Here is a 14,065-nt window from a genome sequence, read left to right as displayed (position 1 = left end):
GAAAAGCTCATGAATAAGCCCCTCCGGGCGAACTCCCTGGGCATTCACGCCCTCGTGTGGGTCGGCGACACCACCCCCGACTCGATCCGGCACGCGGTCCGCAGCACGAGCGAAGCCGGCTTCGACCTGCTTGAGCTGTCGCTGCATGACCTGGAACGGCTGGATGTGCCGGGAACGCGGACCCTGCTTGCGGAGGCGGGGCTCGGCGTCGTGTGTTCCCGTGGGCTGGCCTTCGACGCCGACGTGTCCAGCGACGATCCGGCGGTCGTCAAGCGGGGTGCGGCGCTGCTGCGTGCCAGCCTGGAAACCACCGTCGGCCTGGGCGGCCGGATCTTCACCGGAGCACTGTTCAGCGCGCTGGGCAAATACCCGGCCGCACCAACGCCGGCGGGCCGGGCCAACGCGGTCAGCGTCATCCGCGAACTCGCCACGGCTGCCGCGGACAATGACGTCACGCTCGGCCTTGAGGTCTGCAACCGCTATGAGACCAACCTTGTCAACACCGCGCGCCAGGCGGTGGAGCTGGCCGACGACATCGGCGCCGACAACGTCATGGTCCACCTGGACACCTACCACATGAACATCGAAGAGGCCGACATGGCGCGCCCCGTCCGCGAGGTGGGCGACCGGCTCGGCTACGTCCACATCGGAGAGAACCACCGCGGCTTCCTCGGCTCGGGGCACATCGACTTCACCAGCTTCTTCCACGCGCTGGGAGACATCGGCTACCGGGGCCCGATCACCTTCGAGTCGTTCTCGTCCTCGGTCGTGGCCAGGGGACTGTCCGACGACCTCGCCGTGTGGCGAGACCTGTGGGAAGACGGCAGGGAACTCGCCGACCACGCGCTGAACTTCACCACCGCGATGCTCGCGGTGAGCGGACCGGCCAAGCATGGATGACGAGCTGGTCGAGCGGCTGGAGCGGCTCTGCGAGCGTCAGCGGCGAACGATCGTGGGCATCGCCGGATGCCCGGGTGCCGGGAAGTCGACGCTCGCCGAATCGCTCGTCGATCGCATCGACCCGGACCGGGTCCGAGCGACCTGCGTTCCCCTGGACGGTTTCCACCTCGCCGACGCCGAGCTCGACAGGCTCGGGATCAAGGCGCGCAAAGGCGCGATCGAAACCTTCGACGCACACGGGTATCTGGCGCTGCTGACCAGAATCCGGCACGACACCCGGAACACCGTGTACGCCCCGAACTTCGACCGCGACATCGAACAGCCGGTGGCCGGCCACATTCCGGTGTTCCCGGGCACCCGACTCGTCCTGACGGAAGGGAACTACCTCCTCGACAGCGCGCAACCGTGGCCCGAAATCCGGGCACAACTGGACGAGGTCTGGTTCTGCGACATCGACGACGAGACACGCCAGGCGCGGCTGGTGGCCCGGCACGTCCGGTTCGGCAAGACACCGGCGCAAGCCCAAGAGTGGGTGGCGCGGGTGGATGAGCGCAACGCCGAGCGAATCAAGCGAACCGGCCACCAAGCCGACCTCGTTCTCCCGGCCGTCCCAAGGGCGCCGAGCCCTGCGAGCCTTCGCAATCTGTCCTAACGTCTGCGCGAACGGTCCGCTGCTGGGCGACAGACGCTCTTACCTTCGCTCCTCGGACGATGCTTTCGGGCTCGCCGACCTCACGACGGGCGAGGAGGACACATGGGTGCACAGGTATGGACTGTGATCGCGGACCTAGAGCGCTGTGAAAGCCACGGACTTTGCGTTGAGGAGGCCCCCAACCACCTCCGCATGGACGACGACCTGTTGGTCGTCACCGACGAGACCGTTGCGGCCGATGATCTGCCCGCGCTGCGTGCGGCGGTCCGCGTATGCCCGGTGGCCGCGCTGCGGCTCGAAAAGCGACCGGTTTCATGAGCCCGATCGTCGTGGTCGGTGCGTCGGCCGCCGGATCGAGCGCCGTGGACGAGCTCGTCTCGCTCGGCTACGAGGGACGCGTGGTGCTGGTAGGTGCCGAGCAGCATCCTCCCTACAGTCGGCCGGCGCTCTCCAAACAGTTCCTCGCAGGCGACTTGACGTCCGAGGCTGTCGCGCTTCCGGGATTGCCGGATGGCGTGGAGTTCTGGCCGGGCGCGACCGCGACGGCACTGGACCTGGAGCGTCGCACCGTTACCGTCCACAACGACGCGGGCCGGTCCGCCGAGATCCTGCGCTACGGCGGGCTTGTCCTCGCGACAGGGTGCCACCCGCGACGAATCCTTCCGCCGGCCTTTGGCGCACTCACCGTCCGCACAATCGACGACGCGACGAGGCTGGGGCGGGCGCTACGCGTCGGCACGCACCTCGTCGTGGTGGGCGCCGGTTTTTTGGGGCTTGAGCTCGCTACTTCGGCTCTGCGGCGCGGAGCCACCGTGGACGTGGTCGACCGGGAGCCGCCGCTGAAGCGCCTGCTGGGCCCGGAGATGTCGGCTCTGGTCTCTCGTCGCCTCACCCAGGCAGGAGCCAACTTCATCCATGAGCCGGCCGGCGTTCCCGCGGAGCAGGACCATTCCCTCGGGCTCCGGCTCTGCTCGGGCCGACGCCTCGGAGCCGACCTGGTGGTCGAGGCCGTCGGTGACCGGCCGGCTACCGACTGGCTGCGCGGATCAGGGATCCCGTTGCATACCGATGGGAGCGTGATCACCGCTGCCTCGGGGCGCGTGCGTGAGCGCGTGGTGGCGGCCGGTGACGTTCGCGCATCGGTTGGGCCCCACGGGCTGACGCGTACCCCTTACTGGTCGGCCGCGATCGCCGACGGACGGCGGGCGGCATGCACGCTCCTGGGGCTGCCCGACGCCGTAGCGCCGCCCGGCTACTTCTGGACCGAGGTATTCGGGCTGTCGGTGCGCGTCTTCGGCTCGCTTCCGGTCCATGGGAGCCTCCGCGTGATCGACGGCGACCTGGACCGCGACACCGCCGTCGTGGGCTGGCGGTCACCCACTGGTCAAGCGGTAGCGGTCGCAGCGATCAATCATCCCATCTCGTCGCGACAGCTCCGGCGTGCCCTCGGCGAGCCCGCCATCGCCCCTACCGAACCAACCGAGGAGACGACCCATGTCTGAAGACCGGACGGCAACGCCGCCGTTCAACCCGCTCGACGCCGCGCACCTGAACGATCCCGATGGGCCGCTGGCCGTCGCCCGAACGCGATGCCCGGTGTCGTTCCCGCGCCCCAACCTGGCCAGTGTCGTCACCGACGAAGATGTCCGGTATGTGCTGAGCCGGCCCGAGGTGTACTCCAACCGCGGCAACTTCGCCATTGACGGTGAACTCGAACTGCCGGCGCAGCTGATCACGATGATCGACCCGCCCGAGCACACCGAGCTTCGTGGCCGGCTTCTGCGCTGGTTCGCACCACCACGGCTGCGCGCGTTGCGGCCCGAGGTTGAACGCATCGTGGACAAGGCCATGGCGGGCTTGCCCGCCAGCGGTGAGGTTGACCTCTACGAGTCGTTCGTCCGCGCGGTGCCGGCGTCGGTTGTGTTCGCGTTCATCGGGCTCCCCGAGCATCTGTGGCGAGACCTGGAGGATTGGACCGACGTCATCAACGAGACGATGCCAGAGCCGCTGATCGATCTCCCGGAGATGGGCAACATGATCCAGGCCATCACGGAGGTCGTTGACCGGCGTCGCGCCGGACCTCCGGAACTGCGAGATGTCATCGACGGACTCCTGCACCCGCAAAGCGGCGAGCAAGAGCTCAGCAACGTAGCGGCGGTCACCCACATCATGCAGCTGATCCTCGCGGCTACTGACACCACTCGGAGCCTCATCCTCAACACGGTCTACTCGCTGCTCGCCACGGATCAATGGCAGACCCTCGCGCGTGACCGGAGCAAGGTTGCCAACGCCGTGGAGGAAAGCCTCCGGCTCGATACTCCGCTGCAGTTCGTGCTCCGCACTGCCGTGCGGGAAGACACCATCGGCGACACCGTCATTCCCGCGGAGACGAAGGTGCTCATCAGCCTTCAGTCGGGCAATCGTGACGAGCAATCGTGGGGACCGGACGCCGAGGAGTTCCGGCTGGACCGCGATGCGGCCTCGGCGCACCTGGCGTTCGGTCGTGGCATCCACACTTGCATCGGTGCGCCGCTGGCCCGGCTGGAGAGCGTTTGTGCCCTCAACGCACTGCTTGACGCCTATCCCCGGATGAGCCTCAGTGACTCCTACCAATGGGAAAAGGTGCGCGCCCCGATGATGCGGCGACCGAAGAACCTGCTGGTGGTACTCGGCTGAGCCGGACCGCGTGCCGCCGTGGCCATTGACGTGCGTTGCGGCCATTGACACGGCCGTAGGAGATTCGACAGACTTGTGGAATGCGTCACAGTGGCACGTCCTATCAGGTGCCGCCGAGCCAACCCGTTCTCGCCCCGATCACCATCACCGATCCCGACGAGGCCAGCTCGGCCTTTGAGGCCGCTTACGCTCCCAACTTTCTCACCATGCTCGGGAGGGCGAGTCGGCTCGAACTGCGGCTGGCGACCAGCCGGCTCCCGCTGATCGATGTCGGCGCGGTTGAGATCAGCGGCAATATCCGGCTGGAAGCGCCGCCACCGCGATCATGCTGCGTCGTGCTGCATCCACGGCGGGGAGGGGTCACGATCAGTGCGGGACGCGAGTCTGTGCGCGTCTCGCCCGACAAGCTGGCCTTCCTTCCGCCCGGGGCCCGCCTCCGATATGAGGATTGGGGCCCTGACACGGAACTGACCACGCTGCGCATCGACAACTCTGTTCTCTCGTCATACCAACCACTTGCGGCAGAGCACGTCCTGCGCGAGCCTGTCGCGCCGCTTCTGGTAGACCTCCGGGATGACGCTGCCCGAGTGCTGGCCTGGGTCATGCGCCTGCTCGCGCTTGAGATGCGGCAACCGAGCGGCACGCTGACGAAGGGCGTGATGGCCGAACACGTCTCGGGTCTCGCGCTTAGCGGCCTGCTGTCCACACTGGACCCGGATGCGGCCGATCCGGTTTCCGCAAGGAGCCGCGTTCTACGGCGTGCTCTAGCAGCAGCGGAAGGGGATGAGTACACCCTGCCGTCGTTGGCCGATCTGGCGAAGGCGGCCGCAGTGAGTGTCCGGACCCTGCAGGAGTTGTTCCGAACCGAGTTGCAGACGACCCCGACGGCATACCTGCGTCAAGTCAGGCTGCGGCGGGCACATCAGGAGCTCGTTCGCAACGACTTCTCCCGCACCACCACCGAAGCGGTGGCGCAGCGGTGGGGTTTCACGAACTACGGGCGTTTCGCGCGTCTCTATCGGACCCACTACGGCGTCAGCCCGTCTGCAACGCTCAAGCGCGTCAATTCCGAGATGCTTTAGCGCGTGGCTGAAGGAGCATCCCGGTGTGGAGATCCTAAGCGGGAGGTTCGGGCGTAGGCCCCGCGGTGGAACAGCAGCGGCTGGCGGTCCGGTTTCGCGGACAGGTGCTCGACGGCGCCGACGACGATGAGGTGGTCGCCGCCCGGGTGGATCGCCTCGATGTGGCAGTCGATCCACGCGCAGGCACCGTCGAGGACGGGCTGGCCGAGCGGTGAGGGAGTCCAGGCGACATCGGCGAACTTGTCGGCTCCGGACCTGGCGAATCTGGTGCTGAGTTGATCCTGGTGGTCGGCGAGGATGTTCACGCAGAAGCGGTCGGTATCGGCGATCCGCGGCCAGCTGGTGGACGACTTCCCGGGCAGGACGACCACCAGCGGTGGGTCGAGGGACAGCGAGGAGAACGACTGGCAGGTGAACCCGGCCGGCCCGTCGTCGGTGATCCCGGTGATGACCGTGACTCCCGAGGCGAAGTGTCCGAGCACCTCGCGGAACGACGTTGCCTGCTTGGCGGTCATCGGTGACCTCCCGGGTCGTGAGGGGGCTTCAGCGCGCGGCATCGAGGTGGTGGCCCATTCGGGTTTGTTTGGTGCGCAGGTAGCGGACGTTGTGCGGGTTTTCCACCGTCGGCAGGGCGATCCGGTCGACGATCGTGAGCCCGTAGCCGTCGAGTCCGCCGTACTTGGCGGGATTGTTGGTGATCAGGCGCAGGTGCCGGATCCCCAGCTCGCCGAGGATCTGGGCACCGACGCCGTAGCTGCGCGAGTCGACGGGCAAGCCCTGCGCGATGTTGGCGTCCACAGTGTCCAGTCCGCCTTCCTGGAGCGCGTAGGCGCGGATCTTGTGGCCGAGACCGATGCCACGGCCCTCGTGACCGCGCAGGTAGACCACCGCGCCGCAGCCCTCGTCGGCGATCGCGCGCAGGGCCTGCTCCAGCTGGGCACCGCAGTCGCAGCGCAGGGAGCCGAGGATGTCGCCGGTGAGGCATTCGCTGTGCACCCGGACCAGCGCGCCGCGCTCGGACCGGCCGGCCGAGGCGACGTCGCCGAGCACCAGGGCGAGGTGCTCCGTGCCGTCGAGTGTGCAACGGTAGGCGACGGCCCGGAAGTCGCCGAACACCGTCGGCATGGTCGAGGTCGCGACGTGTTCGACCAGCCGCTCGGTGGCCCGGCGGTAGCGAACAAGGTCGGCGATGGACAGCATCGGCAGGTCGTTCTTGTCGGCGAACCGGCGCAAGCGCTCGCCGCGAGCCATCGAACCGTCCGGGGCGACGATCTCGCTGATCACTCCGACCGGCTCGCGCCCGGCCAGCCCCATCAGGTCGACGGCGGCCTCGGTATGCCCGGCCCGGACGAGCACGCCACCGTCGCGGGCGCGCAACGGGAACACGTGGCCGGGCCGGCGCAACTCCTCGGGCCGCAGATCGCGCCGGGCCAACGCGTTCAGGGTCAGCCGCCGGTCGGCAGCCGAGACGCCCGTTCCGCTGTCGACGTGGTCCACGCTGACCGTGAACGCGGTTCCGTGGCTGTCGCTGTTCTCCGCCGAGGGCACCATCTGAGGCAGTTGCAGCGCCTCGACCCGGCTCGCCGCCATCGGAGCACACACGATTCCGGTCGTGTGCCGCACGATGAACGCCATCTGCTCCTCGGTGACGGCATCGGCCGCGACGATCAGATCGCCCTCGTTCTCCCGATCCGCGTCGTCGACCACGACCACCATGCCACCGGCGGCCAGCGCGGCGGCGGCTCGTTGCACGGCAACCGGTCCGTTGAGATCGTTCGTGTCGGTCATCTTGTTGAAACACCCTCTAAGCGGCATAGAGCCAGTCGATGTGGCGGTAGTCAGCGGGATCGCGGTCGGTGAGCAAGGCGTTGCGGGTGGCTCGGAAGAGGCCGTCGCAGTGCCAGAGATCGCCCCATTGCCGAGCAGCGCGCTGGACCCGGGCGGTTCGCGCGCTGCGGGTCTCGGCGTAGCCGACGAGTGCCGCGTCCCAGTCGGTTCCGGTGTCTGCGGTGTGTTTGCCGACGTATTCGGCGAGGCATTCGGCGTCCTCGATGGCCTGGCAGGCGCCTTGGGCGAGGTATTGAAGCATGGGGTGGGCGGCGTCGCCGGTGAGGGCGAGGCGGCCATCGATCCAGGCGTCGATGGGTTCGCGGTCGTACATCCGCCACCAGCGGTCGCGCCAGAGGTTGGGCAGGGCGGCGCGGACGGGGTCGCAGGTGGCGGCGAAGGCGGCGTCGAGTTCGTCGGGGGTGCCCCAGTCGTCCTGCCCGGCGAGGGCTTTGGCGGAGCGGAAGACGGCGACCTGGTTGAACATCTCGCCGCGGCGTAGCGGGTACTGGACCAGATGGCAGCCCGGTCCAATGTGGACGACGACGTCGTCGAGGGCGAGGCCGGAGGTGTCGGGCAGGTCGGCGAGGGGCAGCGCGCCGCGGTAGGCGACGTAAGCGGAGCTGACGGGGTCGTCGTTGCTGAGCCGCCCGCGTAGCCGGGAGCCGAGGCCGTCGGCGGCGATGACGATGCGGCCGGTGTCGCGGCGGTGTTCGCCGATCGCGGTGGCCTGGTCGGTGGCGGTCTTGACGTCGGTGACCGCGGCGTTGGTGACGAGGTCGACGCCGGCGGCCCGGCAGGCTCGGACGAGGATGGCGTGCAGGTCGCTGCGGTGGATCACGATGTAGGGGGCGCCGTAGCGGCGGGCGGTGTCGGCGAGATCGAGGTAAGTGAGTTCCTTGTTGTCGAGGGCGTCGCGCATGACGAGCCGTCGGGGGGCGACGCCGTGATCGATCACCTCGTCGAGCAGGCCCCAGCCGCGCAGGATGCGGGTGGCGTTGGGGGCCATCTGCAGGCCGGCGCCGACCTCGCCGAACTCGGGGGCCTGCTCCAGGACGCGCACGGTGCGGCCGGAGCGGGCTAGGGCGAGGGAGGTGGCGAGGCCGCCGATGCCGCCGCCGACGACGAGGGCATCCACGTCGGGGTCCATGTCGGGTGTGGTCATGAGGTCGCTCCTCTACAACCAGCGCGGCAGGGTGGGCAGGGTCGCGTCGTTGTGGCGTCCGATGAGCCAGGCGGCCGCGGTCGCGAGCGGCAGATCCACCGGTATGGGCTCGCCGTCGCCGGTGATCTCGTGGCGGGTGTGCGGTGTGGTCAGCAGGATCGCCGGTCCGGGCCGGGTGGAGCGCCAAGCGGTGACATCGTCGAGCAAGGCCACGAGGAACCCCTCCGGCAGCTCCGGATAGGTCGTGCCGGAATCGAGGTCCACGGCGTGGATGCATGTCTCGCGAGCCCGCATCCACGGTGTCTCGCTCGCCTGCACGGTGCGGCCCTGGGCGGTCACGACCTCGGCCGACCATGCCTGGGCGGGCAGGGCGTCCATCGCCCGCGCCAGCTCGGTCGCGGAGTCGTGGACCCAGTTCCGCAGGTCGGGCCGGGTGGCGCCGGTCTCGATGTCGGCGGCGCGTTGCTCGGGCGAGGAGTACATGGGGTTCTCAATGCCGGTGCGGGCCCAGGTCAGCAGCCGCCCGATTGCTTCGGCGTTCGAGGCGACGTGGGCGAGCAGGTGGCGGCGGGTCCAGCCGGGCAGCGCGCAGGGTCCATCGAGGTCGGTGTCGGTGAGCCGGTCGAGGCCGCGGAGCAGCAGCCGGGTGCCCTCGTCGGCCCAAGACCGGGTGTCGCCGGGGCTCATGCCGGCACCCCGGCGGTGGCGCGGACGGTGTTCTGCTGGGCGCCCAGGCCCTGGATCTCGGTGGTCAGCGTGGCACCGTCGGTCAGGTAGCGCTTCGGGTCGCGGGCGTGCCCGACCCCGCCGGGGGTGCCGGTGGCGATGACGTCACCGGGATTGAGGGTGACGATCCGCGAGATGTAGGCGATCAGCGCGACCGGATCGAACACCAAGTCGGAGGTGTTCGCGGCCTGCACGGTCTCGCCGTCCACGGCACAGCGCAGGTCCAGCGTGGGGCGCGTACCGCCGGGCAGCTCGTCCGGGGTGACCAGGTACGGGCCGAACGGCGTGGTGGCCTCAAAGGTCTTGCCCTGCAGCCATTGCAGGGTGCGGTACTGCCAGTCCCGCATGGTGACGTCGTTGAGCACGGCGAACCCGGCGATCGCCGCCGCCGCTTCGGCCTCGCTGGCGCGCCGGACCGGTGTCCCGACGACGACGGCGAGCTCGGCTTCCCAGTCAACGGCCGCCGACGCCGGGTCGAGTGCGATCGGATCGCTCGGGCCGATTAGGGCGTCGGCGAACTTGGCGAACAGGGTGGGGTTTTCGGGCAGGTCGCGGCCCATTTCCAGGATATGGCCGCGATAGTTCAGCCCGACGCAGAAGATCTTCCCCGGGCGTGGCACCACCGGCGCCAGGTCGGCCGAGGCGAGGTGGTGCGCCGGCCCGTCGGCTGCGGCGCCCCGATCGCGCCAGGCAGGATCGGAAAGCAGGGCACCAACGTCGGAGGAGTCGATCTCGATCGCGGTGTCGCCGTCGATCCGTGCCGCGCGGGTGCCGTTCGGCGTGCGCAATGTCGTGAGTCTCATGGGGGCTCTCCTTCAGGAAGCGTCGACCTGAACGCGGTCGGCGTTCAGCCGCTCGAAGATCGGGGAGTCGGAAAAGCGGAACAGGTCCAGCTGGGACCCTGCCGCGATCGTCAGCGGCTGCCAAGAGGGCACGGCGACCAGGTCACCGCGGTCGACCTCCCACTCCCGCTCGCCGACTCGCACCCGCCCGGTGCCGTCGAACACTTGCCAGACGGCCGAGCCGACCTCACGGCGGGTGGCGCTGCTCCCCCCGGCGCGCAGCCGGTGCATTTCCGCGCGGATGGTCGGCATGACGTCGCCACCGGTCGTCGGGTTGGAGAACCGCACGGCCGCGTGTCCGGGCTCCAGCACGCCGGGATGCCCCGCGGCCTCAAGATCGAGTTGGTCGGCCAGGGCGGCGTCGGTGTGTTCCCACCGGTAGGCGGCGATCGGCGAGCTGGTCTGCGCCTCGGGCTGCGAGACCGGGCGCAGGCCAGGGTGTGCCCACAGTCGTTCGGCGCGGGATCGGTCGGGGGTGGAGCGGTCCGCGACCTTATCGGGGCCGAGCTCGAAAAACGACGACCCGGTGTGGTGGACGAAGGGGATGTCCAGGCCGTCGAGCCAGGCCATCGGGGTGTCGGCCTGGTTGTGGTGACCGTGGAAGCGCCAGCCCGGAGTGAGGAGGAAGTCCCCGCGGCGCATCGCGACCGGGTCGCCGTCGACGACGGTCCAGACACCCTCGCCCTCCACAACGAACCTGAAAGCATGCTGCGTGTGCCGGTGGACCGGGGCGTCCTCGCGCGGGTTGAGGTACTGGATCGCCGCCCACAGCGTCGGCGTCGCGTACGGAGCGCCACCCAAACCCGGGTTGGCCAGCGCGATCGCCCGCCGCTCCCCGCCGCGGCCGACCGGAACCAGCTCGCCGGACCGCTGCGCCAGTCCGAGCAGCTTCGCCCAGCGCCACAGGTGCGACCGCGCCGCGGGCCGTGGCGAGCTGGGCATCAGATCACCGATCTCGGTCCACAACGGCACCAAGAGCTCCTGCTCGAACCCCCGGTACAGCTCGTGCAGCTCCGGTGTCGGGTCGGGCTGCCCGGGCCCATCCTTAACCTGCAGGGTGACCGGCGAGACGGTAGCGGTCATGCGGCACCTCCTTGTGTGCGAAGACAGTCCGGCGCGGCCAGCCGGACCGGGAAGACGTGGGGACAGGGGAGACGCGGCGGAGCGCGGCAGCGATCGCGAAGATCGGCGCGCGGACCTCAATGCCACGCCCAAACGCTACTTCCGTTCTGCCAGCAAGCAGCTATCGTTCTGACATGAAGAACAAGCCGGCCTACGGGATCGACTCGGTCGATCACGCGCTGCACCTCGCGACGCTCTTACAGCAGGAAGGGCCGCTGCGGGTGACCGACGCCGCGCAACGGCTCGGTGTCGCTCGGTCGACCGCCCACCGTCTGCTGGCGATGCTCGTCTACCGAGACTTCGCCGAACAGGACGAGGATCGTCGTTACGTCGCAGGGTCCGTGCTGCGCAGGCACACGGTCCCGGAGCCCGTCGCGGACCTGCGCCGGATCGCGCTGCCCCACCTGCAAAGCCTCGTTGCCCGGACCGACGAGACCAGTAACCTGCTCGTCGTCGTGGCCGACCAGGTCCGGTTCGCGGCGACGGTCGAGTGCGGCCAGGTGCTGCGGGTCGGCGACAGGGAGGGGAAAGTGCTGCCCGCGCATCTGGCTTCCGGTGGACGAGCCGTGCTCGCCACGCGCAGCGAGGCGGAAATCCGTGAGCTTTACGGCGATCCGGACTCCGGCGTCGCCGACGTGGACGCGCTGCTGCGCGACCTGCGCCGGGTCCGCCGCCAGGGTTTCGCAATGAACGACCAGAAGACCGAGGTCGGCGTGACGGCGCTCGGCTGCGCGGTGGCCGGCCCCGCCGGAGCGGTCCCGGCGGCCGTTTCGCTCGCGATGCCGACGGCGCGTTACCGGCGTGAGCGATTGGGCGAGTGGGTTCGCCAGGTCACCACAACGGCCGAGCGCATCTCGAAGGAGCTGGGGGCAGTTTTATAAGCGGCGTAAGCCGTTTGCGGTATTGCACTCAGCTTGCACCGCCGACCCACAGGGGCCACACAACCTCAGATCAACTCGGCGCACGGTGACAAGGGAACTGCTCTAGACCTTCGTAGCGACCTGCGGCGACCGAACCACTGGGTCGGGGAAGAGGACGACGCTGATGCCGGGCCGCCTCCAGGCCTCGCATAGGGCCTAAGTACGACGGATTCCGGGTGATCGGGGTCGGCGAATCTGGTGTGCTGCAGCTCAGGCCCTCGGCTCAGACGTTCTAGAAGAGCTTCCGGAGCACTCGGCTGCTCGCTGACATCTTCATCGCTGGCGAGCTCGCCGGACCTGTTCAACCCGACTCCTGGCCCCTGTCGCTGCCGATCGGGTGTCGGCTCTATCGGATGCTGCCGGGCTCGAGCAGCTCAACGACGAAGCCGAGGGCTGTGACCCGCTATTTGCCCTTCAGTAGCTCAGCAACCGTCGTCGCGCCGGGCTAGTGCATATGGCTGTCGCTGCAAAGGTGGTACCTGACAGCTAGTAGCCGCTTGTAACCTTCCGTCGCCATCTACCTGCGGGAGGGTTTGTGCGCCGAGCGCTGCTTCTGCTGCTGACAGTTATCGCGCTGCTGACCACGACCGCGCCCGCATGCAAACCGATCGAAGGCAGTGCCCACTTCGACGGCCCTCCGTGGGCGACAAAGGAATGGGCCACCGGCAAGTTTGACTGGCTTCCAGTATTCAACGGCACACCAACCGATGGCATTCTGTTCGCCAACCCGGACAACGGCTTGCTGCTGATCAGCGGGACGAGGAATGTGAACGGGAGGAAACCCGATCCGCTGCTCGAATCCGGGACAGAGTTCCTGAACGAGGCTCGGCAGCCCGGTGAGGACCATCTGAGTTTCAAACAGGCCGCCGAGCATGTTGAGGCCAAGGCCGCGACGCTAGCGCGACTGAAGGAGTTCGAGTCCACAGCCCTGGTGATGAACAATCCCAAAGGACCGTGCGGGTGGGCGTCCAGGATCGGCTGCGTTCGGTCGGTCAGCCGTATCTTGCCAAGCGGGTACACGATGGTGGTGCGGTGGCCTAACGGGTCACGAACGTTCCACGGACAGGCGAAGTAGGGGGAGACACCATGAACACCACAGGTCAACTCACCATTGACCGCCGCGCATGGGACGCTCCTGAGCTGACAGCGACGACGGAGCACGACAAGATCCAACTCCTCGACGCTGTCCTCGCTGAGCCCGACGACAGCGAGGTGCATCTGCTCGTTGAGCCCCCTGCAGACCGAAAGGTGACCTGGGACGGAACCCCGGTCGGAGGCCGCGGCGTCATGGTCTTCGGCTATCGCGACGGATGGGGTGCCATCTCCGCCCAAGTCCCTCATCCTTACCGGCACGAATACATCGAGCTCGTGACCTTCGCCCTAGATCACGAGGACAAGCTCGCCATCCCGTACGACTCGGACATCCCCTGGTTTTTCCCGCCCACTGCGGTCATTCCGCTGCCCGAAGCCCGGGCAGCGCTGATCACGTTCGCCACCACGATGCTGCTCGATCCGGTCGTGGCCTGGCAGCCGCAAGCAAACATCACCTGGGACGAGCCCGAACCCCAGGTCAGCAGGCGTTCGCTGTACTCCGGGCCCGCGCGGCATTGGCCTGCTGGATAAGCACCCCTCCAACGTGGGGCAACACGAGGGCACCTCACCCTCGAGGCAGGCACGACGCGGCACCTCACCACCCCGCATGTGCTGGTCCTGGCGGCTCGGATCGCCGGGGCAGGTGGCGCACGGTCGGGATTACGCATCCGATGCCGGGGCCACGCGCGCCGCGGTCCAGGAGGCCGTGCGCCTGAGCCCGGAGCCGGAGCGCGCGTTGCCGGGGATCGTCGTGGCTGGGCTCACTGGTGCCCAAGCCATGACCTACGTGTGGTGATCGAGTAGTGGTGATCGAGTACGCGACCGATGGCGTCATCGAATACTCCCGATATCGACATCGCGTACGGGGGCCCTGCGCCTTCGCTGCGACCTCGACCCCGCCGAGGTCGCACCCCTGCGAACCCCCAGCCCGACGGGCACGCAGCGTAGCCGTTATGCGGACAACGTTGAGTGGATCAAGCAGATCTCGACAGATCGAAAAGAATGTTGAAACATCAATTACCTGATCTGGGTTGGTACGCTCAGCGCCGGGGCAGTGGCTG

General features: G+C 68.4%; 16 protein-coding genes. 10 read left to right on the top strand and 6 right to left on the bottom strand.

Features of this window, described 5'->3' with window-relative positions; translation table 11 throughout:
* The first annotated feature begins 9 nt into the window (after positions 1–9).
* The 6 genes from BJ970_RS34080 (at position 10) to BJ970_RS34055 (ending at position 5,310) form a co-directional block, all read left to right on the top strand.
* Positions 10–900 (top strand): sugar phosphate isomerase/epimerase family protein, encoded by an 891-nt coding sequence (locus BJ970_RS34080; RefSeq protein WP_184731877.1) that lies wholly within the window; start codon positions 10–12, stop codon positions 898–900.
* Complete coding sequence (locus BJ970_RS34075; RefSeq protein WP_184731875.1) at positions 893–1,552, top strand: nucleoside/nucleotide kinase family protein; 660 nt, start codon at positions 893–895, stop codon at positions 1,550–1,552. The genes BJ970_RS34080 and BJ970_RS34075 overlap by 8 nt, the downstream gene beginning before the upstream one ends.
* A gap of 102 nt (positions 1,553–1,654) precedes the next feature.
* Complete coding sequence (locus BJ970_RS34070) at positions 1,655–1,870, top strand: ferredoxin (protein ID WP_184731873.1); 216 nt, start codon at positions 1,655–1,657, stop codon at positions 1,868–1,870.
* Entirely contained in the window at positions 1,867–3,054 is a 1,188-nt protein-coding gene (locus tag BJ970_RS34065) for an NAD(P)/FAD-dependent oxidoreductase (protein ID WP_184731872.1), read from the top strand. Before BJ970_RS34070 ends, BJ970_RS34065 begins: the two co-directional genes overlap by 4 nt.
* Positions 3,047–4,228, top strand: coding sequence for a cytochrome P450 (locus BJ970_RS34060; protein ID WP_184731870.1), 1,182 nt, complete (start codon positions 3,047–3,049; stop codon positions 4,226–4,228). The genes BJ970_RS34065 and BJ970_RS34060 overlap by 8 nt, the downstream gene beginning before the upstream one ends.
* Before the next feature lie 80 nt (positions 4,229–4,308).
* Positions 4,309–5,310 (top strand): helix-turn-helix transcriptional regulator, encoded by a 1,002-nt coding sequence (locus BJ970_RS34055; protein ID WP_184731868.1) that lies wholly within the window; start codon positions 4,309–4,311, stop codon positions 5,308–5,310.
* Here the strand turns inward: BJ970_RS34055 and BJ970_RS34050 are convergent.
* The 6 genes from BJ970_RS34050 to BJ970_RS34025 are packed head-to-tail and all read right to left on the bottom strand — an operon-like array spanning position 5,307 to position 10,953.
* Positions 5,307–5,825 carry a flavin reductase family protein gene (locus tag BJ970_RS34050; protein ID WP_184731866.1) on the bottom strand — a complete coding sequence of 173 codons (519 nt, stop codon included), beginning with the start codon at positions 5,823–5,825 and terminating at the stop codon, positions 5,307–5,309. The two genes, BJ970_RS34055 and BJ970_RS34050, sit on opposite strands and share 4 nt — an antisense overlap.
* A 28-nt stretch (positions 5,826–5,853) precedes the next feature.
* Positions 5,854–7,098 (bottom strand): bifunctional 3,4-dihydroxy-2-butanone-4-phosphate synthase/GTP cyclohydrolase II, encoded by a 1,245-nt coding sequence (locus tag BJ970_RS34045; RefSeq protein ID WP_184731864.1) that lies wholly within the window; start codon positions 7,096–7,098, stop codon positions 5,854–5,856.
* A gap of 16 nt (positions 7,099–7,114) precedes the next feature.
* The gene (locus tag BJ970_RS34040) at positions 7,115–8,302 is read right to left on the bottom strand and encodes an FAD-dependent monooxygenase (RefSeq protein WP_221468381.1); all 1,188 of its coding nucleotides are present in this window, start codon (positions 8,300–8,302) and stop codon (positions 7,115–7,117) included.
* Between the two features lie 12 nt (positions 8,303–8,314).
* Complete coding sequence (locus BJ970_RS34035) at positions 8,315–8,989, bottom strand: maleylpyruvate isomerase family mycothiol-dependent enzyme (RefSeq protein WP_184731862.1); 675 nt, start codon at positions 8,987–8,989, stop codon at positions 8,315–8,317.
* Positions 8,986–9,831, bottom strand: coding sequence for a fumarylacetoacetate hydrolase family protein (locus tag BJ970_RS34030; protein ID WP_184731860.1), 846 nt, complete (start codon positions 9,829–9,831; stop codon positions 8,986–8,988). Before BJ970_RS34030 ends, BJ970_RS34035 begins: the two co-directional genes overlap by 4 nt.
* Positions 9,832–9,843: 12 nt before the next feature.
* Complete coding sequence (locus tag BJ970_RS34025) at positions 9,844–10,953, bottom strand: cupin domain-containing protein (RefSeq protein WP_184731858.1); 1,110 nt, start codon at positions 10,951–10,953, stop codon at positions 9,844–9,846.
* Between the two features lie 173 nt (positions 10,954–11,126).
* Between BJ970_RS34025 and BJ970_RS34020 the strand changes: the two genes are divergently transcribed.
* The 4 genes from BJ970_RS34020 (at position 11,127) to BJ970_RS34005 (ending at position 13,800) form a co-directional block, all read left to right on the top strand.
* Positions 11,127–11,873, top strand: a complete 747-nt coding sequence (locus BJ970_RS34020; protein ID WP_184731856.1) for an IclR family transcriptional regulator — start codon at positions 11,127–11,129, stop codon at positions 11,871–11,873.
* A gap of 574 nt (positions 11,874–12,447) precedes the next feature.
* A complete protein-coding gene (locus tag BJ970_RS39765) occupies positions 12,448–12,987 on the top strand; it encodes a DddA-like double-stranded DNA deaminase toxin (protein ID WP_184731854.1) in 540 nt (179 codons plus the stop codon).
* Between the two features lie 11 nt (positions 12,988–12,998).
* Complete coding sequence (locus BJ970_RS34010; RefSeq protein ID WP_184731852.1) at positions 12,999–13,535, top strand: Imm1 family immunity protein; 537 nt, start codon at positions 12,999–13,001, stop codon at positions 13,533–13,535.
* A 76-nt stretch (positions 13,536–13,611) separates the two neighbouring features.
* On the top strand, positions 13,612–13,800 hold the full coding sequence (locus BJ970_RS34005; RefSeq protein WP_184731850.1) for a hypothetical protein: 189 nt from the start codon (positions 13,612–13,614) through the stop codon (positions 13,798–13,800).
* Positions 13,801–14,065: the final 265 nt, after the last annotated feature.

Source organism: Saccharopolyspora phatthalungensis, assembly GCF_014203395.1.
GTDB lineage: Bacteria > Actinomycetota > Actinomycetes > Mycobacteriales > Pseudonocardiaceae > Saccharopolyspora > Saccharopolyspora phatthalungensis.
The sequence above is the reverse complement of the archived record's forward strand: the minus strand, read 5'-3'. Positions and strand labels throughout refer to the sequence as shown.